This window comes from Polaromonas potterensis, assembly GCF_033446725.1.
In the GTDB taxonomy this organism is placed as follows: Bacteria; Pseudomonadota; Gammaproteobacteria; order Burkholderiales; family Burkholderiaceae_C; genus Polaromonas.
Window position 1 is genome coordinate 19,611 of sequence record NZ_JAWQLX010000007.1, and the last position, 20,824, is coordinate 40,434.

A 20,824-nucleotide genomic window follows, 5' to 3' on the forward strand; every position below is an offset into this window, starting at 1 on the left:
AACTTAAAGGGTTTTTCAAGTGAGCCAATCATTGAGCGAAACATCCGTGACGGTCGCGGCCGACGTGCAAGCGGTCATCGCCGGCTTGTGGGTTTATCCTGTCAAGTCCTGCGCCGGGGTGCCGGTGACCGAAGCGATCCTGACCGAAACCGGGCTGGAGTTTGACCGGGCCTGGATGGTGGTGGACGAACACGGCGTTTTTGTGACGCAACGCGAGTTGCCGCGCATGGCGCTGATCCGGCCCCAGCTCAAGTACCACGACATGGTCTTGCGTGCGCCTGGCATGTTGGCCTTGCATATTGCGCTCGACCAGGTGCAGGAGCCGGTGCGTGTCAAGGTCTGGGACGACGAGGTTCAGGCTTACGACATGGGGCCCATCGCAGCCCAGTGGTTCAGTGATTTTCTGGGTGCCAAGCTGCGCCTGGTGCGTTTTGACCCCGAACACAAACGGATTTGCAGCCCCAAATGGACCGGTGAGGTGGAGGCGCTGAACCAGTTCAGCGACGGTTATTCCTTGCTGGTGCTCAGCCAGGCCTCGCTGGATCAGCTGAATCACAAACTGGCGGCCCAGGGCGTGGCGCCGGTGGAGATGTCGCGGTTTCGGCCCAACATCGTGCTGGGCCACGCGGCCGGTAGCAGCGAACTCGCGCCGCACGATGAAGACCGGCTGGAGACCATGCAGGTCAGCACCGCGGAGGGCACGGTGCAACTCAAGCCGGTCAAACCTTGCCCACGCTGCCCGATTCCCAATATCGACCCGGCAACCGCGATCAGCAGCCCGGAAGTGGGCGATATGTTGCAAACCTACCGCCAGGACCCGCGTGTGAATGGTGGGCTGACCTTTGGCATGAACACCATTGTGCTGGAGGGCATTGACCATCTGCTCAAGGTGGGTCAGCCTGTCGAGGCGAATTTCCGCTTCGATTAGACCCTCTGGATGCTGATTTTTCAGCATCGCATACACTTCTACCCCTGTTTTTGAAGGTTTGTCATGAGTTTGAAGTGCGGAATCGTAGGCTTGCCTAACGTCGGTAAATCGACCCTGTTTAATGCCTTGACCAAGGCGGGCATTGCGGCGGAAAACTACCCGTTTTGCACCATCGAGCCCAATGTGGGCGTGGTTGAAGTGCCTGACCCACGGCTGGCGCAGCTGTCTGAGATCGTTCAGCCCGAGCGTGTCGTGCCGGCGATTGTGGAGTTTGTGGACATCGCCGGCCTGGTTGCCGGCGCCAGCACCGGTGAAGGCCTGGGCAACAAGTTTTTGGCCCACATCCGCGAGACCGATGCCATCGTCAACGTGGTGCGCTGTTTTGACGATGACAACGTGATCCACGTGGCCGGCAAGGTCGACCCGATCTCCGACATCGAAGTGATCCAGACCGAACTCTGTCTGGCCGACCTGGCCGCCGTTGAAAAAGCTTTGCACCGCGTGACCAAGCTGGCGCGTTCGGGTGACAAGGAGTCGATCAAGCTGGTCGCCATCCTGGAAAAATGCCAGGCCGCGCTCAACGAAGGCAAACCGGTACGCACCGTGGACTTCGGCAAGGAAGAGCTGCCTTTGCTCAAGCAGTTCTACTTCATCACGGCCAAGCCGGCCATGTTTGTCGGCAACGTCAGCGAGGACGGTTTCGAGAACAACCCCTACCTGGACCGGCTGAGGGAATACGCCGCGACGCAGAATGCCCCCGTGGTGGCCATCTGCGCCAAGATCGAGGCCGAGTTGTCCGAGATGGACGATGCCGACCGCCTGGAGTTTCTCAAGGAGTTGGGCCAGGATGAGCCGGGTCTGAACCGTCTGATCCGCTCGGCCTACAAGCTGCTGGGTCTGCAGACCTACTTCACGGCCGGCGTCAAGGAAGTGCGCGCCTGGACCATCCACGTGGGCGACACCGGCCCGCAAGCCGCCGGCGTGATCCACACCGATTTCGAGAAGGGCTACATCCGCGCCCAGACCATTGCCTTTGATGACTTCATCGCCTGCAAGGGCGAGCAAGGCGCCAAGGATGCCGGCAAGATGCGCGCCGAAGGCAAGGACTACGTCGTCAAGGACGGCGACGTGATGAACTTCCTGTTCAGCAGCTGATCTGATGCTGAGACGGGCGGCCTGTCCGCTCGTTTGAGCATGTTTTAGGCCTCCAGCCCTTGATGGGCGGGCGCAAGTAGCTATTGATTTTGTAGCGAATTTTCCCGAACTCCCTGAGGCCCTTGTCCATGACAGAACCCGTCCGCCTCGATCAACGCCTGGCCAAACGCCTGGCCGAAATGTTGTCCTGTTCGCGCCGCGAGGCCGAGCAATACATAGAAGGCGGCTGGGTGCGGGTCGATGGCGTGGTGGTCGAAGAGCCGCAGTTCCGCGTGCTGGACCAGACAATCGAGCTTGATCGCGATGCCAGCCTGCTGGCGCTGACGCCGGTCACCGTGCTGCTGCACAAGCCGGCGGGTTTTGCCTCCGGGCTGGACGATGGCGCGAGGCGGCCTGCCACGCCGGCGGCAGATTTGCTGACCTTGGACAATCGGGCCAAAGACGATCGCTCCGGCATCCGGCCACTTAAAAAACATTTCAGCAGCCAGGTGCTGGCGACACCGCTGGCCACGCTGGCCAGCGGCCTGGTGGTGTTCACCCAGGACTGGCGTGTGGCGCGCAAACTCAGCGAAGACGCCTCGGTGATGGAGCACGAAGTGATTGTTGAAGTCACCGGCACCCCGACCGGCGGCGGGCTGGAGCGGCTTAACCGCATCGAGCATGGTTTCACTTTCAACGGTGTTTTGCTGTCGCCCGCCAAGGTGAGCTGGCAGAACGAAACCCGGCTGCGCTTTGCGCTCAAGGGCGAGCGGCCCGGGCAGATTGCCTATATGTGTGAATGTATCGGGCTCAGCGTCCAGGCCATGAAACGTATCCGCGTCGGCCGTGTGCCCATGAGCAGCTTGGCTGTGGGTCAGTGGCGCTATCTGTTGCCGAACGAACGGTTTTAAGGCGCGAGGGACGGCGTTAGCTGCTTAAAATTTGAAGCCACCCGGAAACGCCCAGACCAGGGCACCGGTCATCGTGACGTAACGTGCGAATTTGCCGATGGCCATGTAGGCCACGCAGGGCCAGAACGGAAACTTGAGCCAGCCGGCCACCGCACACAGCGGGTCGCCGACCGCGGGCAGCCAGGCCAGCAGGCAGGCTTTGGGCCCCAGCTTTTCCAGCCAGCGTACGGCCCGGCCGTGGTGCGAGGAGTGTTGGTATTTGTCGACCACCTTGTGCGCGCCATAACCCATCCACCAGTCCAGCGCCCCGCCCAGGGTGTTGCCGGCCGTGGCCACCAGCACCGCCGGCCAGAACATCTGCGGGTTGAGTTTGACCAGCCCGAACACCACCGGCTCCGAGCCCAGCGGCAGCAGGGTGGCGGAAATAAAAGACATGACAAAGACCGAGCTCAGTCCGTACTCGGGCAAAGCCAGGGCTTCCAAAAGCTGTCGTATCCATTGTTCCATCTGCAGCGAGTATAGGCAGGGCGGAGGCGGCCCCGCCGGGGCGCGGGCCGTTTACAAATTGGTGTGCAAATTCCAGGTGCTGAAATTTTAGGCAGTTACAATCACCCCTCGCTTTTTCGCATTCACCCCCCCCAGCACGTCCCATGAACATCGGCCCCTACGTATTGGCAAACAATCTGTTTGCCGCGCCGATGGCGGGCGTCACCGACAGGCCGTTCCGGCGCCTGTGCAAAACGCTGGGCGCGGGTTACGCGGTCAGTGAAATGGTGACTTCGCGCCGCGACCTCTGGGACACGCTGAAAACCTCGCGCCGTGCCAACCATGATGGTGAAGTGGCGCCAATTGCCGTGCAGATTGCCGGCACCGATGCGCAGATGATGGCCGATGCGGCCGCCTACAACATAGACCGCGGCGCACAAATCATAGACATCAACATGGGTTGCCCGGCCAAAAAAGTCTGCAACAAATGGGCCGGCTCGGCCCTGATGCAGGACGAACCGCTGGCCCTGGCGATTGTGCAGGCCGTGGTCGCTGCCTGCGCGCCCCGGGGCGTGCCGGTGACCCTGAAAATGCGCACCGGCTGGGCCGAGTCGCATAAAAATGCCGTGACCCTGGCACGCGCCTTCGAGGTCGCCGGCGTGCAGATGCTGACCGTGCATGGCCGCACCCGCGAGCAGGGTTACAAGGGCCAGGCCGAATACGACACGATTGCCGCGGTCAAGGCCGCGGTGGGGATTCCGGTGGTGGCCAACGGCGACATCAGCAGCCCTGAAAAAGCCCGCGATGTGTTGGCTTACACCGGGGCGGATGCCGTGATGGTGGGCCGTGCGGCTCAGGGCCGGCCCTGGATTTTTCGCGAGATCGCCCATTTTCTGGCGACCGGCACCTATCTGGCGCCGCCGCTGGTGGCCGAGGTCAAACGCCTGCTGCTGGATCACCTGCTGGACCATTACGAGTTGTATGGCGCTTTCAGCGGTGTGCGCACCGCGCGCAAACACATTGGCTGGTATGTGAAGACCCTGCCCGGCGGCGAGGCCTTTAGGGGTAGCATGAACCTGCTGGAGGACTGCGAGGCGCAATGGCAGGCTGTGGCCGATTTTTTTGACGGCTTGGGCGGACACATGGACCGCATGCCCGTGATAGGTGAGGGCGCCACGCCGGCAGCGGCAGGTGACCACGAAAAACAAGATAACAAAGAGGAGGGAGAGCTCGCATGAGCAAAAAACACATAGAGGAGTGCGTGCGCACCAGTCTGGAAGGTTACTTCAAGGACTTGCACGGCACCGAACCCGACGGCATGTACGACATGATGGTGCGTGTGGTTGAAAAACCGCTGCTCGAAGTGGTGATGCATCACGCCGAGAACAACCAGTCCCGCGCTGCCGAGTGGCTGGGTCTGAATCGCAACACCTTGCGTAAAAAGCTGGTCGAACACAAATTGGTCAAGTGAGCGCGGACCCTGCGCCGTCTCCAGAAAATAGAAGTAAAGCATGAACGCATTAATTTCCGTCTCCGACAAAACCGGCATCCTTGAATTTGCGCAGGCACTGCATGCCCTGGGCATCAAGCTGCTTTCCACAGGCGGTACGGCCAAACTGCTGGCGGACGCCGGCCTGCCCGTCACCGAAGTCGCCGATCACACCGGTTTTCCTGAAATGCTGGACGGCCGCGTCAAGACCCTGCACCCCAAGGTGCACGGCGGCCTGCTGGCCAGGCGCGATCTGCCCGAACACATGGCAGCGATGAAAACACACGGCATTGAGACCATAGACTTGCTGGTCGTGAATCTCTACCCGTTTGAAGCCACGGTGGCCAAACCCGGCTGCACGCTGGAAGACGCGATCGAAAACATCGACATCGGCGGCCCGGCCATGGTGCGCTCCGCCGCCAAGAACTGGAAAGACGTGGCCGTGTTGACCGATGCATCGCAATACGCCGGTGTGCTGGAAGAGCTGAAAACCGGCCAGGTCAGCAACACGACCAAGTTTGCGCTGTCTGTGGCCGCCTTCAACCGCATCAGCCAGTACGACGGCGCCATCAGCGACTACCTCTCCAGCATCCAGGCCGACGGCAGTCACACGATGTTCCCCGGTCAGGCCAATGGCCGCTTTATCAAGGTGCAGGATTTGCGTTACGGCGAAAACTCGCACCAGCAGGCCGCGCTATACCGCGATTTGTATCCTGCACCGGGCTCGCTGGTGATGTCCAAACAGCTGCAGGGCAAGGAACTCAGCTACAACAACATCGCCGACGCTGACGCCGCCTGGGAATGCGTCAAGAGTTTCACCGGACCCGCTTGTGTCATCGTCAAACACGCCAACCCCTGCGGTGTGGCCGTGGGCGCCGATGCGCTGGAGGCTTACAGCAAGGCCTTCAAGACCGACCCGACCTCGGCGTTTGGCGGCATCATTGCGCTGAACTGCACCCTGGACGAAGCGGCCGCGCAGCAAATTTCCAAGCAGTTTGTCGAGGTGCTGATGGCGCCCGCCTTCACGCCGGAGGCGCTGGAAGTCTTCAAGAGCAAGGTCAATGTGCGTATCCTGCAAATTGATTTGCCGCCGGGTGGCGATACCGCCTGGAAACAAGGTCGCAACCTGATGGACGTGAAACGGGTTGGTTCCGGCATGCTGATGCAGACTGCCGACAACCATGAACTGGTACTGGCTGATCTGAAGGTCGTCAGCAAGCTGCAGCCGACGCCGGCGCAACTGCAAGACCTGCTGTTTGCCTGGAAAGTCGCCAAATACGTCAAGTCCAATGCCATCGTGTTCTGCGCCGGCGGCATGACGATGGGGGTTGGTGCCGGCCAGATGAGCCGCCTGGACTCGGCCCGTATTGCCAGCATCAAGGCCGAGCATGCCGGTCTGTCGCTCAAAGGCACGGCAGTGGCCAGCGATGCCTTCTTCCCCTTCCGCGACGGCCTCGACGTGGTGGTGGATGCCGGCGCGACCTGCGTGATCCAACCCGGCGGTTCGATGCGTGACCAGGAAGTGATTGACGCGGCCGACGAACGTGGCGTGGTGATGGTGCTCTCGGGCGTGCGCCACTTCCGTCATTGAGTTGGTGACCGTGGGTTCAAGCTCTCGGGGCTTGGCTGCGGTCCTGCTGCTGGCCTGCAGCCTGACGGCTGTGGCCCAGACGCCATCACTGCAGGACCTGGCCCGGAAAAACGGCTGCATGGCCTGCCACGGCATGGTCCGCAAGCGGGTCGGACCGGGCTTTGCCCAGATCGCAGCGCGTTACCGCGGCGATGCCGAGGCGCAGCAAAACTTGGCAAAAAAAATCCAAGAAGGCAGTGTGGGCACCTGGGGCCGCGTCATCATGCCGCGGCAAGCCCTGGTGACGCCAGCCGATGCGCAGCTGCTGGCGCGTTGGGTGTTGTCCCAGCCGCCCAGCCCGTGACGGGCCGGCGGGGTGACGTGTTTACTTCGAGGCGAGTGAACTGAAGAAGTCGCGTGCCGCAGCCACCGTGGTTTCAATGTCTTCGGCCGTGTGCGCCGAGCTGACAAAACCGGCTTCATAAAGCGCCGGGGCGTAATACACGCCGCTGTCCAGCATGGCGTGAAAGAAGCGGTTGAAGGCCGGGCTGTCCGTCTTCATGACTTGGGGATAGTTCTGCGGCAAGGTGTCCAGCAGGAAAAAGCCGAACATGCCACCTTCGCTGTCGCCGCAAAACGGTACGCCGGCCTGGGTGGCGGCTTGCGTCAGGCCGGCCACTAGGCTTTGGGTGCGCGCGCCCAAAGCCTCGTAAAACCCAGGCTTCTGGAGTTCGCGCAGCGTCGCCAGGCCGCAGGCCGTGGCCACCGGGTTGCCTGACAGCGTACCGGCCTGGTAGACCGAGCCCAGGGGTGCCAGGTGTTCCATCACGGCACGTGTGCCGCCAAAGGCCGCCATCGGCATGCCGCCGCCTATGACTTTGCCGAGTGCCGTCATGTCGGGTTTGAAGCCCGGGATACTCTGGGCATAAATACTTTGCGCGCCGCCCAGGGCGACGCGAAAGCCGGTCATCACTTCGTCAAACACCAGCAGCGCGCCGTATTGCGTGCAAAGCTCGCGGCAGCGTTTCATGAAGGGAATGCTCGCCCGCACAAAGTTCATGTTGCCGGCAATCGGCTCGATCATCAGGCAGGCGATGTCCTTGCCGTGGACGGAAAAAGCTTCTTCCAGCTGGGCAATGTGGTTGTATTCGAGGACCAGGGTGTGTTGCACCACTTCAGGCGGAACGCCAGCGCTGGTCGGGCTTCCAAAGGTGGCCAAGCCGGAGCCGGCCTTTACCAGCAGGGCGTCGGAGTGGCCGTGGTAACAGCCTTCGAACTTGATGATCTTGCTGCGACCGGTGGCGCCGCGCGCCAGTCGGATCACGCTCATCGTGGCTTCGGTGCCGGAGCTGACCAGACGCAGCATCTCGATGGAGGGCACAAGCTTGACGATTTCTTCGGCCAGTTCGACCTCGCGCTCGGTCGGCGCGCCGTAGGAGAAACCTTCCAGCACCGCTTTTTGCACGGCTTCGACCACGGCGGGATGGCCGTGGCCCAGGATCATCGGCCCCCAGGAGCCGATGTAGTCGATGTAACGCTGGTCGTCGGCATCCCAGAAATAGGCGCCTTGTGCACGCTGCACAAAACGCGGTGTGCCACCGACCGCCTTGAAGGCTCGCACCGGTGAATTGACGCCACCGGGGATCAGCGCTTTGGCGCGTTCGAACAGGGCGGTATTGCGGGAATTGTCAGGACTAATGTTTGGTGCCATTGGGAGGTATATCGAAAGGGGGCAGGGGAAGCGGGGGGGTGTCCAGGCCGTTGTTTTCGTCGGCCTCGTCGTCTTCGTCGGTGTCCATGTCGGCTTGCGCCCAGAACAGACGGTCGGGCACGATGTTGCCCATGCCGGGGTGAAAACCAGCGTCCAGGCTGTGGTCGAGGTAAGTCAAGGCCTCGCTGGTGGCGGCCTGCAGATTGTGGCCGTTGGCCAGCAAGGCCGACAAGGCGGCCGTCAAGGTGTCGCCGGCACCGGCAAACACGGCCTCGAAACGCTCGAACTTTTCGCTGTAGAGGATGGCTTGCGGCGTGGCCAGCACGTTGTCGATAAATTGCTCGGGCAGTGGAATGCCGGTCACCAAGGTGTAAGGCACACCAAACTCGGAGGCGGCCTTGGCGATGTCGCGGGCTGTTGGGCTTTTTTCGCCGCTCCAGTCCGGCATCAGCCAGCGCCACAAGCTGCTGTGGTTGCCCACCAGCACGGTGGTTTGCGGCAGCAGCAGCTCGCGAAAAGCATCCAGGTAGTTGTCGATGGCTTCTTCTTCCCACCAGGACAGGTTGGGCATGTAGGCGACCAGCGGCACATCGGCATAATCCGAGGCGATCTCCGCGATGGCGCTGATGTTTTCCGGGTTGCCGACAAAGCCGACCTTGATGGCTCCGACCGGCATGTCTTCGAGTGTGGTGCGCGCCTGTTCGGTGACGGCTTCGTCGTCGAAGGACACATGGTCGAAAATTTCGGCCGTGTCGCGCACATAACTGCCCGTGACAACGGCCAGCGCATGCGCGCCGGCCGAGGTGATGGCGCTGATGTCCGCCGTCAGGCCGCCAGCGCCGCTGGGGTCGTTGGCGTTGAAGCTCATCACGCAGGCGGGAGATGTTTCGCTGTCCTCTGCGTCGATGGGCCGGGTATCCAGAGGAGGTATGTTGGGGTTTGCCATAGGCTGGATTTTGCCTTGTACGCGAATAAGCAACGCCGCCTCGATACAATTGTTGCATTCTATTCGAAGGCAACTTAAGCTGTGACTCAATCAATGACCTGGATGTGTTTAATTTGTGGCTGGATTTATGACGAAACGACGGGCGCGCCAGAACATGGCATTGCGGCCGGCACGCCCTGGGCCCAGGTTCCTATGAACTGGACTTGCCCCGAATGCGGCGCGCGGAAAGAAGACTTTGAAATGGTTCAGATCTGAATGACTGGGCCAATTGTCTAAACAAGCGCGAGGCAGGCGTCGCCATGCCGGCGGCGCTTTATAAGGAGCACAGTCAGTGAGTATTACCAGTTCAGGGCTCAAGGTTTTGGTCATCGATGACAGCAATACCATCAGACGCAGTGCAGAGATATTCCTGAAGCAGGGCGGCCACGAGGTCTTGCTCGCGGAAGACGGCTTCGATGCCCTCTCCAAAGTCAATGACTACCTGCCCGACCTGATCTTCTGCGACATCCTGATGCCTCGCCTGGACGGATACCAGACTTGCGCGATCATCAAGCGCAACCCCAAATTTTCAGGTGTACCGATTGTGATGCTGTCTTCCAAAGATGGCGTTTTCGACAAGGCGAGGGGCAGGATGGTCGGCTCGCAAGACTACCTGACCAAGCCGTTTACCAAAGACCAACTGCTGCACACGGTGCAGGAGCTTGGCAGCGCAAAACAAGGAGTAGCGTGATGGCGATTAAAAAAATTCTGATAGTTGACGACTCTAAAACCGAGCTGATGTTCATGACCGATCTGCTGGGCAAGAACGGCTTCTCCGTGAAAACCGCCGAGAACGCGGAAGACGCTTTTCGTCGGCTGGCCGAGGAAAAACCTGACCTGATCCTGATGGATGTGGTGATGCCTGGGCAAAATGGTTTCCAGCTCACACGCGCCATCACGCGCGACCCTTTGTACGCCGATGTGCCCATCATCATGTGCACCAGCAAAAACCAGGAAACCGACCGTGTCTGGGGCATGCGCCAAGGCGCCAAGGACTACATCACCAAACCGGTGGATGCCGGCGACCTGATGGCCAAGATCAAGGCGCTGGGTTGATTTTTCACTGAGCGCACCAAAGCATGGCCAACCGACAAGCACTTAGAGAATTGCAAAGCCGCCTGGCCGACAGGTTGCAGGCGGCCAAGACCCAGGGTGTTTCAGCTTCCTGGCTGGCCGTCGAGGCAGGCGGTGGCAAATACCTGTTCCCCCTGAACCAGTCCGGCGAGATTTTTCCGTGGGTCAGTGCGCAGAACGTGCCTTACACCCAAGCCTGGTTTGCCGGCGTCGCCAATTTGCGTGGTGGCTTGTACGGTGTGGTGGATCTGGCGAGCTTTGTGACCGGCACCACGCCGCCGCCGCGCAGCGAAATGGCGCGGACCGAATCGCGTCTGGTCGCACTCAACAGTGCGCTTGAAATCAATTGCGCGTTGCAGATCGACAAGCTGGCCGGCTTGCGCAATCCGGAAGCCTTCACCGACTTTGCAGAACGATCGCCCGAATCGCCTGAGTTTTTTGGCCACAGTTACGTCGATTCAAACGGCGCCACCTGGCAGGAAATCAATCTGCAGTCGCTCGCGCAGCAAGCTCATTTTTTGACCATCAGCGCCTAGCGCTATCACGTTTTCCCTGGAAGGCTCACCATGTCTGTGATTGAAACTATTCAGAAGCTATTCAAAACAAAGCCCGCGCCACCCCAGGACAGCATGGATGATGTTTCGCTCGACATGTCGGTTGATCCCTTGGCGACGGGAAGCATGAATACGCAGGCCGGCGCGAGCGCGCAGGTCGAGGGCGGCGTTGACCCCGCAAGCCAAAACACGGACGAAACCTCTCGTGATACCGAGTTGTTGTCGCTGCCTATCCTGGGCAGTCGCCCCATGGGCTCGCATCAGCGGATTCTGGTGCTCTTGTTGGGTGTGGCGGTGGCTGTGCTGGCTTCGGTGACCTTTGTAGCCCTGAATCAGGCGGATCAGGTCGCGCAGCAGGTGGCGGCCACCGGTCAGTCCCTGATGCAGTCGCAGCGGCTTGCCAAATCGGTGTCGCAGGCGCTGGTGGGCAGTGCCCAGGCCTTTCCCGACGTGAAGGAAAGTTCCGACGTGCTGGCCAAGACCGTGCGTGGCCTGAAGTCCGGTGAAGTGTCCCTGCGTCTGGAGCCGGTGGCGATCGAACTGCAGACCAATGTTGACGTCGTGACGCCGCTGATGGAACGTGCCGAGAAAAACTCGGCGACCGTGATGGGGCAGCAGGCGATTTTGACCCAGGTGGGCAATGCGTTGCGCACGATTAACCGTCAGTCTTCGGACCTGCTGGAAATCGCTGAAACGGTTTCCTCGCTCAAGCTTCAGCAAAATGCGGCGCCAGCGGAAATCTCCGCAGCCGGCCAGCTGGTGATGTTGACGCAGCGTATCGGTAAATCGGCGAATGAGTTCCTGACCATGGAAGGTGTGAGCCCGGAAGCCGTGTTTTTGCTGGGCAAGGATTTGAACTCCTTCAAGGAAATTGCCCAGGGTTTGCAGGAAGGCAGCCCTGAGTTGCGTCTGTCGGGTTCCAAAGATCCGCAGACCCGCGAGCGGCTGGAAGCGCTGATGGCCCTGTATGAACAGACACGTGTTCAGGCCGGTGCGATTTTGGGCAATCTGCAGGGTCTGGTGTCGGCCCGTGAAGCGCAAGCGTCGATCATTTCCGACAGTGAATCCTTGCGCCGCGGCCTGGAAGATATCCAGGGCAAACTTTCATCACAAACCGGTCTGGGTGCCGGCGCCTTGACCACCCTGGCGGTGGCAGCAGCTTTTGCATTGCTTTGCGCCGCAGGTCTGGCCCGTTTGCAGGTGCTGGACAGCCGGCAGCGTCAAGGGGTTGCGGAAAGCCAGCGTATGGAAGCCAAGGGTCAGGAGCAGGACGCCAAACGTGTCAATGACGCCAACCAGGCTGCCATTTTGCGCTTGATGAACGAATTGCAGACAGTGGCCGAGGGTGATTTGACCCAGGAAGCCACGGTGACCGAAGACATCACCGGCGCGATTGCCGACTCGGTGAACTACACGGTGGAAGAGTTGCGGCAGCTGGTGGGTAACGTGCAAAACACGGCGACCCGGGTGGCGCAAACCACCGCCCAGGTGGAAAGCACCTCGACCGAACTGCTGGCGGCCTCCACCGAACAGCTGCGCGAAATTCGCGAAACCGGCCAGTCCGTGCTCGACATGGCGACGCGAATCAACCAGGTGTCCAGCCAGGCGCAGGAATCGTCCCAGGTGGCGCGCCAGTCGCTGACCGCCGCCGAATCCGGCTTGCAAGCCGTGCAGAACGCGATCGGCGGTATGAACTCCATCCGCGACCAGATTCAGGAAACCTCCAAGCGGATCAAGCGGCTGGGTGAATCTTCCCAGGAGATTGGTGAAATTACCGAGCTGATTTCAGACATTACCGAGCAGACCAATGTGCTGGCGCTGAATGCCGCCATTCAGGCCGCGTCCGCGGGTGAAGCCGGACGAGGTTTTTCCGTCGTGGCCGAGGAAGTGCAGCGACTGGCTGAACGTTCCGCCGATGCGACGCGCCAGATTTCCGCACTGGTGAAAGCCATTCAGACTGATACCCAGGATGCCGTGGCCGCTATGGAACGTTCCACCCAAGGTGTGGTGGAAGGGGCCAAGCTGTCTGACAGCGCCGGTACCGCCTTGTCCGAAATTGACTTGGTGTCACGCCGGTTGGCTGACCTGATCGAGCAGATTTCCGCATCGGCTTCCCGTGAAGCTGAATCCGCCAACGTGGTGGCCGGCAACATCCAGCATATTTTTGCCGTGACTGAGCAAACCGGAGAAGGTACCCGTTCCACCGCTCAGCAGGTGCGTGAGTTGTCTCGCATGGCGGAAGAACTCCGGCAGTCTGTCTCGCGATTCAAGATTGCCTGATCCCTGCCTGATGTGTCTTTGTCCGTGAACTCCGATTTATGAACCGGCCCGCCATTTATGCAATCGAACGATCCGAATTCATCAGCCGCTGAACTCGACCTGGCTGTCAATGACCTGGGCCCGCTGGCCTGGGTACTGGACGAACTTCGGAAATCACTGGATGGATCCGCCAAGGCCTTGAAGCGTTTTGTCAGGGAAGCCGACCTGGCGCGGGGTTCCGATCTGGCCGCCCTGGATGCCAGCCAGTTGCGCATTGCACGCCAGCAATTGCATCAGGCCGTGGGTGCGCTGGAAATGGTGGGTTTGAGTGCGCCGGCGTTGGTCTTGCGGGCCATGGAAGCAGCGGTGCAGCGCTTTATTCAGCACCCCGAACAATGCAGTCAGGAGGCGGCTGCCAAGGTGGAATTGGCCAGTTTTGCCCTGACCGAGTACCTTGAAGGCGTGCTGGCGGACAAGCCGGTGTCTGCCGTTTCCCTGTTTCCCCAGTACCGTGATGTCCAGGGGCTGGTCGGTGCCGATCGTATCCATCCCGCTGACCTCTGGGTCTTTGAGTGGCGCTGGATAGAGCCGTTCCTGCCCTTGTCCGTGGATGACAGGGCTTACGACGATGCATCGCGGCAATTGCTGGATCAACTGGTCTTGAAAATCATGCGCACCGGCGATCCGCTGGCCGCACAAAGTTTTCGGGATATGTGCCTGGGTTTTGCGCAAGCCCAATCGGACGGTGAGCCCAGGGTATTCTGGAAAATTGCCGCGGCTTTTTTTGAAGCTCTGGCGCAGGGTTTGCTGAAAGTCGATCTCTACGTCAAACGGGCGGCTTCACGGGTCTTGCTGCAATATGCATCGTTGGCGCAGGGCAGCACCCATGCATCTGACCGGCTTGCCCAGGACTTATTATTTTTCTGTGCCCAGGCCGTGGCCCCACGTGCCAGCGATGTGCCGGTTTTGTCGGCGGTTCGCGCCAGTTACGGATTGGCCCGGTTCAAGCCGGTTGATTATGAAGCCGTCCAGTTTGGGCGTTTTGATCCGGCCTTGCTGGCGCAAGCCCGCAAACGGATTGTGTCGGCCAAGGAAACCTGGTCGTCGCTGACAGCTGGCGATGTCGCCAAGTTCAAGACGGTGGCGGACCAGTTCAGCCTGGTGACGGATTCGCTGGTCAAGCTGCATCCGCCCAGCGAGCCGCTGGCCTCGGCCTTGTCCCGGGTGATCGATACAACCGTGCGCTCCGGGCACGCCCCGCCTATCGAGCTGGCGCTGGAAATGGCCACGGCGGTGTTGTACCTCGAGGCCGCGTTTGACGACCTCGACCCCAACGATCCGCAACTGACCATCCGTACCGCCCGACTGGCCGAGCGACTGGACGGTGTCCGAAATGGCGGCGAGGCGCAGCCGCTGGAAGCCTGGATGGAAGAGCTGTACCGGCACGTCAGCGACAAACAAACCATGGGCAGCGTGGTGGGCGAGCTGCGTATTTCCCTGAGTGAACTCGAGAAATCCCTGGACCTGTTTTTCCGCAATCCGCAGGACAAGGCGGTGTTGGCTGCGGTGCCGGGGCAGTTGTCGCAAATGCGCGGCGTGTTGTCCGTGTTGGGGCTGGACCAGGCCTCGCATGCGGTGCTGCGTATGCGCGACAGCGTGGAACAAATGCTGGTGACCGAGGTGGATGAACAACTGGCCCGTTCCGCCGGAACCTTTGACCAGTTGGGCAACAACCTGGGTGCGCTGAGCTTCTTGATTGACATGCTCAATTACCAGCCTGCGCTGGCCAAAAAACTTTTTGTTTACGATGAGTTGAAGGGCGAACTCAAACCCCTGATGGGACGCAGTCAGGCAGCGCCCGATGCCGCCGCCGCAGTCTCCGTCAGCAGCGAGTTGTCCCAGGAGGTGTTGTCTGTCGTCCAGGGCGCCGAGGCCGGTGTTTCTGCTGAAAACTTGAGTGACAAGCTTGACGTGTTGGCCACCCATGCGGCGTTGGCGGATCAACCCGCTCTGGCGCAGACCGCCCGCGAGGCGGCCATCGCCGTGGCTGGGCAAACCCAGGCGGGTTCCGATTCCTTGAGCCACCTGGTTGCGGCCGCCGTGACTGTGGCTGTGCCCGAGGTGGTGGCCGCCGATGCGGTTGATTTCGAAGAAGACGACTTGCGCGATATTTTCCTGGAGGAAGCCCGCGAGGTGGCTGGCCAGGCGCAAACCGCCCTTGCGGTCCTGGCCAACGAGCCAGCGGCCATGGGTGAACTCACGGTATTGCGCCGTGCCTTCCACACGCTCAAAGGCAGCTCGCGCATGGTCGGGCTCAACGAGTTCGGTGAAGCGGCCTGGTCGCTGGAGCAAATGCTCAATGGCTGGCTGGCGGAGCAAAAACCATCCAATGACCTGTTCCGGGCCTTGTGTGTGCAGGCCATGGACGGTTTTATGGCCTGGATCGACGATATTGCGGCCAGCCAGGACGCGTCGTGGAAAGCCGCGCCATTTCGTTCAAGCGCCGATGCCATGCGGGCGGAAGGGCGTTTTAGCGCCATTCAGTTGCCTGGGGCAGCTGTTGCGGAGTCGTCGCCTGAGCCGACGGAAGCGCTTGCGCCAGTCACAGCAGATGTGTCTGTGGCGCAAGTCGTGGCGGACATTGATTTTGACTTCTTGCTGGAGGACCCAGCGCTTGCGCCCCTTGCAGTCGCAGCGGCTGAGCAGCCTTTGGCCGACATCCAGGGCATTGATTTTGACAGCCTGTCATCGCTGGCCGGCCTCGGTGCCCCGGCCCCGGTGCTCGTTCAACCGGACTTCGCCGAGCCTGTGTTTGCGCTGGATATCTCGGAGCCGGTGTTTGCCGCAGAAGCCAACCCGGTCGAGCTATCGGACATCGATTTTGATACGCATTTCCTGACGGCTGCTGTGCCCGAAGGAGAGGCGGCGCCAGCCGAGCCCGTTTTGCCTGAAGTGACTGAGGTGGCTGAGGTGGCTGAGAGCTTCGCCGCCGAAGCTTTTGACTTTGCGCCTGTTCGCCATCCCGAGCCCGTGGTCGCCGTGACATCGTCTGTGGCTGATGCAGAGTTTTTCGAACCTTTTGAAAACCTGGCCGAACCCATGTCCATGGACGCCACCGGGGATGATCAGGTCAAGGTGATCGGCTCCCTGCGTATCGGTATTCCGCTGTACAACGTGTATTTGAACGAGGCCGACGAATGGTCGCGTCGTCTGGTCACCGAAGTCACGGAATGGACCCTGGAGCAGGACCGTCCCATCGCGGATTCCACCCTGGCCTTGACCCATTCACTGGCCGGCAGTTCAGCCACCGTGGGTTTTGATGCCTTGTCGGAAATGGCCAGGGCGCTGGAACATGCTTTGCGGCAGTCGCCTGTTCCACATGGGCACAGCGGCAGCCGGCACAGCCAGTTGTTTATCGATGCAGCGGAAGATATTCGGCGTTTGTTGCATCAGTTCGCTGCCGGTTTTCTCAAGCAGCCCGACCAGAACCTTCTGCAGGCCCTGCGTGACATCGACTTCTCGGAGCCAGCGAAACCGGACAACGTGACGGTGGTGCAGTTCGGTGCAGCACCCGCCGCAACTGCGGTTCTCTCGCCTGCGCCCGAATCCCTGGTTGCCGACGCCGTTGCGAGTGGCTTTGTGCCCGCCGAAACGATGGCAACTGCATCTGCGAGTTTGCCGCCGGCGATACATTTCTCCACCCCATCGGTGTTGGCCGCGCCCGCCCCCGTTGCCACCAGGTCGTTCGCCTCGGTGGCGTTCAACGAGGACATGGACGATGAGTTTGATGCGGTCGACGTCATCGATCCGGACTTGTTTCCGATTTTTGAAGAAGAAGGCGCCGAGTTGATGCCGCAGCTGGGGGGTGCCTTGCGGCAATGGGCCGCCCGTCCCGACAACCTGGGCGCACGCAACGAGGTCTTGCGGGCCTTGCACACACTCAAGGGCAGTGCGCGGCTGGCCGGCGCCATGCGGCTGGGTGAAATGGCCCACCGCATCGAGTCGGACATCGAACACATGGGTTCCGACGCGGCCGCCTCGCAAAACTTCGATGCCTTGCTGACCACCTTTGACGGGATGCAGGCGAACTTCGAGGCCTTGCGCCATCCCGGTGTGCCTGAAATCCTGGAGCCCTTGTCGCCACGGGCAACGGACGATGAGCCGGCGCCGGCTTCCCTGCAAGAGGCACTGGCGGTGCCGGCCACGGGCCGCAAAGTCATGATGTCCATGGCGCAAGCCACGGCATTGCAACCCCTGCGTCCGGCGGCGTCGGGCTCGGTACGGGTGCGGTCACAGTTGCTGGACCGCATGGTGAACCAGGCTGGCGAGGTCATGATCACACGCTCCCGCCTTGAGGCCGAGCTGAACCAGTTGCGCGGCTCGCTCAACGATTTGAGCGGTAACTTGAATCGCTTGCGTTCACAACTGCGCGACGTGGAGTTGCACTCCGAAACCCAGATGCAGTCGCGCTTGCAACAGGCCAAGGAAGCCCAGCTCGGTTTTGATCCGCTGGAGTTCGACCGTTTTACCCGCGTGCAGGAACTGACCCGCATGATGGCGGAGTCGGTCAATGACGTGGCGACCGTGCAGCGCACCTTGCAGCGAACCGTCGAAGCCACCGAGGATGATTTGATCGCCCAGGCGCGCCAGACCCGCGAATTGCAGCGCGATCTGCTGCGGACCCGCATGGTGGAGTTTGAAGGTATTTCCGAACGCCTGTACCGCGTGGTACGGCAAGCGTCCAAGGAAACCGGCAAGCAGGTGCGGCTGGACCTGCAGGGCGGCACCATCGAGATGGACCGCGGCATGCTGGACCGCATGACACCGGCGTTTGAACATTTGTTGCGCAATTGTGTGGCCCACGGCATTGAAGATCCGCAGGCCCGGACTGAGGCGGGTAAAGACGCCAATGGCTTGATCACCGTGAGCCTGCAGCAATCGGGCAATGACGTGTCGGTCGAATTCCGTGATGACGGTGCCGGCCTGAACCTGCAGCGCATCCGTGAAAAAGCCCTGGCTTCGGGCCTGTTGGCCGCAGGCCAGCAGATGGCTGACGATGAAGTCGCCAACATGATTTTTATGCCAGGCTTTTCCACCGCCGCCCAGGTCACCGAATTGTCAGGCCGGGGTATCGGCATGGACGTGGTGCGCTCCGAGGTCAACGCCCTGGGTGGCCGCATTGAAACCAGCACGGTGGCCGGCCAGGGCACCAACTTCAAGCTGGTGCTGCCCCTGACCACGGCGGTCACACAGGTGGTGATGTTGCGTGCCGGTACGTCCTCGGTCGGTGTGCCGGCCAATGTGGTTGAAACCGTGCGCCGGATCTCGGCCAAGGATTTGCAGCAGGCCTACAACACCGGCACGCTGGACGTCGCCGGCGAAGCCGTCCCTTTCTTCTGGTCGGGCGCCTTGTTGCAGGCTTCACGCCGCAGCAGCGAGCCGCAAGGGAAAACCGCGGCTGTGGTGATTTTCCGCAGTGCGGCCCAGCGGCTGGCCCTGCACGTCGATGAAGTGCTGGGTAACCAGGAGGTGGTGGTTAAAAATCTCGGGCCGCAGCTGTCGCGCCTGCCGGGTCTGGCCGGCATGTCGGTGCTGGCCTCGGGCGCCGTGGTGCTGATTTACAACCCGGTGGCCCTGGCCACCGTGTATGGCCAGCAAGCGCGGGGCTGGAGCTCCGACAGCGCCGAGCCGCACATGCTGGAGCAGGCGGCGGGTGGCGGCCAGGATTTGGCTGTCGCCGCGTCGGTGGCGCCGCAAATCCCGCTGATCCTGGTGGTGGACGATTCCATCACGGTGCGGCGCGTGACCCAGCGCCTGTTGCAGCGTGAAGGTTACCGCGTGGCCATGGCCGCGGATGGCTTGCAGGCGCTCGAACGCCTGCAGGAAGAACGGCCCACGGTGGTGTTGTCAGACATCGAAATGCCACGCATGGACGGTTTCGATCTGGCGCGCAACATCCGGGGTGATGTGCGCCTGAGCAGTTTGCCCATCATCATGATCACGTCGCGGATTGCTGAAAAACACCGCGAACATGCCAAGGAGTTAGGTGTTGATCATTACCTGGGCAAGCCTTATTCCGAGGATGAGCTGCTGAGTCTGATCCGCCAGTATTCCGCTGCAGAGGCCACGGTCTAAAGAAAAATAGGCCTCTAGCCCTTTCTGTAAGCGCGTTTATAGCTATGAAAGATATAGCAACTCAAGGCGCCTCCGATTTTTTCACACAAGCATAACGCTGCAGGGTCAGCTTGCGTGCCTCCTCGTGTTGCACGATAGGCAGCGGGTAGTCCTGGCCCAAGACCACGCCGGCCGCCGCCAGTTCCGCGGGGCTGGCCAGCCAGGGGCTGTGTAACGCGGCCGTGGGCAGTCGGGCCAGTTGCGGAACGTATTTGCGGATGAACTTGCCATCAGCATCAAACTTTTCACTTTGGCTGGTCGGGTTGAAGATACGGAAATAAGGCTGCGCGTCACAACCCGTGCTGGCAGCCCATTGCCAGCCGCCGTTGTTGGCCGACAAATCAAAGTCGTTGAGTTGCTCCGCAAAATAAGCTTCGCCCCAGCGCCAGTCGATGCCCAGGTCTTTCACCAGAAAACTGGCCGTGACCATGCGCAGGCGGTTGTGCATATAGCCGGTCTGCCGGATCTGCGCCATGGCCGCGTCGACCAGCGGGTAGCCAGTCCGGCCTTCGCACCAGGCCAGGAACAGCGCCTGGGCGCGCGGCCCCTGTTCCCAGACGACGGCATCGTAGGCCGGCTTGAAGGCCCGCGTGGCCACATGCGGGAAGTTGCTCAGGATTTGCGCGTAAAAATCACGCCAGATCAACTCGTTGAGCCAGACCGCCGCGCCTTCATTGCCCTGCTGAGACAAACCGAAAGCCGTGGCCGCCAGTTGACGGATGGACACCGTGCCAAAGCGCAGATGTATCCCCAGGTAACTTGGCCCTTTGACGGCGGGGTAGTCACGCGTGAGGTGGTAGCTCCCCATGCGTTTCCCAAAATCGTCAAACAGACTGGCCGCACCGCTGCTGCCGGTGGGGATTTTCAGCGTGGCGAGGTTGCTTGCCACAAAACCGATGTCGGCCAGTGTGGGTACGGCAGCGCGGTAGGCCAAAGGCCGGGCGGCGAGTGCCGCGCCGTAAAGCCTGACCGGATAGGGCCGCAGGTAAAAGTCGTCCACTTTTTTCAACCAGGCGTTTTTGTAAGGGGTGAACACGCTGTAAGGCTTGCCGGTTTGCGTCAGTATTTCCTGGCGCTCAAAAATGACATGGTCCTTGAAGCTGTGAAAAGCTGTGCCGGCCTGCGCCAGGGCCGTGCCCACCCTGGCGTCACGTGCCAGCGCCTGCGGCTCGTCGTCGTGGTTGGCAAAAACGGCATCGATGGACAAGGCCTGCGCCAGGGTCGGCAGGGTGTCGACGGCTTGGCCCTGCAGCACGATCAGCCCGGCATCGGCAAGGCCGTGTTGCCGCCCCAGCCGCTGCAACTGACCGTCCAGGTCCAGCAGCGATTCACGGATGAATTCCAGCCGTCGGTCGGCGCGGGGCAGGGCATCCAGGATCTCGCTGTCCAGCACAAAAACGCAAAAGACCTGCCGGCACGATTTCAGGGCATGAAAAAGCGCGGCATTGTCGTTCACCCGCAGATCGCGCCGGAACCACATCAGGCCGCGTTGGTAGTGTTGAGTCATGGTTGGAGGCTTACCTTTTGTGGGGCGAAATCTGCGTGGCGG

At 61.1% G+C, this 20,824-nt stretch carries 17 protein-coding genes; 13 read left to right on the plus strand and 4 right to left on the minus strand.

The window, feature by feature from the left end; translation table 11 throughout:
- Positions 1-31 precede the first annotated feature (31 nt).
- The 3 genes from R6254_RS13635 to R6254_RS13645 all read left to right on the plus strand — a co-directional run bounded on the left by R6254_RS13635 (position 32) and on the right by R6254_RS13645 (position 2,973).
- On the plus strand, positions 32-928 hold the full coding sequence (locus R6254_RS13635; protein WP_318407559.1) for an MOSC domain-containing protein: 897 nt from the start codon (positions 32-34) through the stop codon (positions 926-928).
- Positions 929-991: 63 nt separating this feature from the next.
- On the plus strand, positions 992-2,083 hold the full coding sequence (gene ychF, locus R6254_RS13640) for a redox-regulated ATPase YchF (protein WP_318407560.1): 1,092 nt from the start codon (positions 992-994) through the stop codon (positions 2,081-2,083).
- 128 nt (positions 2,084-2,211) lie between these two features.
- Positions 2,212-2,973, plus strand: a complete 762-nt coding sequence (locus R6254_RS13645; protein WP_318407561.1) for an rRNA pseudouridine synthase — start codon at positions 2,212-2,214, stop codon at positions 2,971-2,973.
- Between the two features lie 24 nt (positions 2,974-2,997).
- On the opposite strand, the gene R6254_RS13650 is transcribed toward R6254_RS13645, so the two are convergent.
- Positions 2,998-3,480: a YqaA family protein gene (locus R6254_RS13650; protein WP_318407563.1), complete on the minus strand. Its 483-nt coding sequence runs from the start codon at positions 3,478-3,480 to the stop codon at positions 2,998-3,000.
- A gap of 143 nt (positions 3,481-3,623) precedes the next feature.
- Here R6254_RS13650 and dusB point away from each other — a divergent pair, with 143 nt between their 5' ends.
- Genes dusB through R6254_RS13670 form a run of 4 tightly spaced genes read left to right on the plus strand, consistent with a single transcriptional unit; the run spans position 3,624 to position 6,882 of the window.
- A complete protein-coding gene (gene dusB / locus R6254_RS13655; RefSeq protein ID WP_318407565.1) occupies positions 3,624-4,697 on the plus strand; it encodes a tRNA dihydrouridine synthase DusB in 1,074 nt (357 codons plus the stop codon).
- Positions 4,694-4,930: a Fis family transcriptional regulator gene (locus R6254_RS13660; protein WP_318407566.1), complete on the plus strand. Its 237-nt coding sequence runs from the start codon at positions 4,694-4,696 to the stop codon at positions 4,928-4,930. Before dusB ends, R6254_RS13660 begins: the two co-directional genes overlap by 4 nt.
- Before the next feature lie 40 nt (positions 4,931-4,970).
- A complete protein-coding gene (purH, locus tag R6254_RS13665; RefSeq protein WP_318407568.1) occupies positions 4,971-6,539 on the plus strand; it encodes a bifunctional phosphoribosylaminoimidazolecarboxamide formyltransferase/IMP cyclohydrolase in 1,569 nt (522 codons plus the stop codon).
- A gap of 4 nt (positions 6,540-6,543) precedes the next feature.
- On the plus strand, positions 6,544-6,882 hold the full coding sequence (locus R6254_RS13670; protein ID WP_318407570.1) for a c-type cytochrome: 339 nt from the start codon (positions 6,544-6,546) through the stop codon (positions 6,880-6,882).
- Positions 6,883-6,903: 21 nt separating this feature from the next.
- Here R6254_RS13670 and hemL read toward each other — a convergent pair whose 3' ends face one another.
- Positions 6,904-8,229 (minus strand): glutamate-1-semialdehyde 2,1-aminomutase, encoded by a 1,326-nt coding sequence (hemL, locus tag R6254_RS13675; protein ID WP_318407572.1) that lies wholly within the window; start codon positions 8,227-8,229, stop codon positions 6,904-6,906.
- Positions 8,213-9,175 (minus strand): bifunctional hydroxymethylpyrimidine kinase/phosphomethylpyrimidine kinase, encoded by a 963-nt coding sequence (thiD, locus tag R6254_RS13680; RefSeq protein ID WP_318407573.1) that lies wholly within the window; start codon positions 9,173-9,175, stop codon positions 8,213-8,215. The genes hemL and thiD overlap by 17 nt, the downstream gene beginning before the upstream one ends.
- 81 nt (positions 9,176-9,256) lie before the next feature.
- On the opposite strand from thiD, the gene R6254_RS13685 reads away from it, so the two are divergent.
- From R6254_RS13685 to R6254_RS13710, 6 genes are all read left to right on the plus strand, one after another.
- Positions 9,257-9,430 (plus strand): rubredoxin, encoded by a 174-nt coding sequence (locus R6254_RS13685; protein WP_305565410.1) that lies wholly within the window; start codon positions 9,257-9,259, stop codon positions 9,428-9,430.
- Positions 9,431-9,506: 76 nt separating this feature from the next.
- Positions 9,507-9,905: a response regulator gene (locus R6254_RS13690; protein ID WP_318407576.1), complete on the plus strand. Its 399-nt coding sequence runs from the start codon at positions 9,507-9,509 to the stop codon at positions 9,903-9,905.
- Positions 9,905-10,270, plus strand: coding sequence for a response regulator transcription factor (locus tag R6254_RS13695; RefSeq protein ID WP_318407577.1), 366 nt, complete (start codon positions 9,905-9,907; stop codon positions 10,268-10,270). The genes R6254_RS13690 and R6254_RS13695 overlap by 1 nt, the downstream gene beginning before the upstream one ends.
- Positions 10,271-10,293: 23 nt before the next feature.
- Positions 10,294-10,824 carry a chemotaxis protein CheW gene (locus R6254_RS13700; RefSeq protein ID WP_318407579.1) on the plus strand — a complete coding sequence of 177 codons (531 nt, stop codon included), beginning with the start codon at positions 10,294-10,296 and terminating at the stop codon, positions 10,822-10,824.
- Between the two features lie 30 nt (positions 10,825-10,854).
- Positions 10,855-13,122 (plus strand): methyl-accepting chemotaxis protein, encoded by a 2,268-nt coding sequence (locus R6254_RS13705; RefSeq protein ID WP_318407580.1) that lies wholly within the window; start codon positions 10,855-10,857, stop codon positions 13,120-13,122.
- Between the two features lie 57 nt (positions 13,123-13,179).
- A complete protein-coding gene (locus tag R6254_RS13710) occupies positions 13,180-19,236 on the plus strand; it encodes a hybrid sensor histidine kinase/response regulator (protein WP_318407581.1) in 6,057 nt (2,018 codons plus the stop codon).
- A gap of 61 nt (positions 19,237-19,297) precedes the next feature.
- Here the strand turns inward: R6254_RS13710 and R6254_RS13715 are convergent, their stop codons facing one another.
- Entirely contained in the window at positions 19,298-20,782 is a 1,485-nt protein-coding gene (locus tag R6254_RS13715) for a cryptochrome/photolyase family protein (RefSeq protein ID WP_318407582.1), read from the minus strand.
- Positions 20,783-20,824 lie beyond the last annotated feature (42 nt).

Coding starts and splice junctions, on each gene's coding strand:
- thiD (WP_318407573.1), bottom strand. CDS start 9,175: ATGGCAAACCCCAACATACCTCCTCTGGATACCCGGCCCATCGACGCA.
- R6254_RS13700 (WP_318407579.1), top strand. CDS start 10,294: ATGGCCAACCGACAAGCACTTAGAGAATTGCAAAGCCGCCTGGCCGAC.
- R6254_RS13695 (WP_318407577.1), top strand. CDS start 9,905: ATGGCGATTAAAAAAATTCTGATAGTTGACGACTCTAAAACCGAGCTG.
- purH (WP_318407568.1), top strand. CDS start 4,971: ATGAACGCATTAATTTCCGTCTCCGACAAAACCGGCATCCTTGAATTT.
- R6254_RS13660 (WP_318407566.1), top strand. CDS start 4,694: ATGAGCAAAAAACACATAGAGGAGTGCGTGCGCACCAGTCTGGAAGGT.
- dusB (WP_318407565.1), top strand. CDS start 3,624: ATGAACATCGGCCCCTACGTATTGGCAAACAATCTGTTTGCCGCGCCG.
- R6254_RS13650 (WP_318407563.1), bottom strand. CDS start 3,480: ATGGAACAATGGATACGACAGCTTTTGGAAGCCCTGGCTTTGCCCGAG.
- ychF (WP_318407560.1), top strand. CDS start 992: ATGAGTTTGAAGTGCGGAATCGTAGGCTTGCCTAACGTCGGTAAATCG.
- hemL (WP_318407572.1), bottom strand. CDS start 8,229: ATGGCACCAAACATTAGTCCTGACAATTCCCGCAATACCGCCCTGTTC.
- R6254_RS13710 (WP_318407581.1), top strand. CDS start 13,180: ATGCAATCGAACGATCCGAATTCATCAGCCGCTGAACTCGACCTGGCT.
- R6254_RS13715 (WP_318407582.1), bottom strand. CDS start 20,782: ATGACTCAACACTACCAACGCGGCCTGATGTGGTTCCGGCGCGATCTG.
- R6254_RS13645 (WP_318407561.1), top strand. CDS start 2,212: ATGACAGAACCCGTCCGCCTCGATCAACGCCTGGCCAAACGCCTGGCC.
- R6254_RS13705 (WP_318407580.1), top strand. CDS start 10,855: ATGTCTGTGATTGAAACTATTCAGAAGCTATTCAAAACAAAGCCCGCG.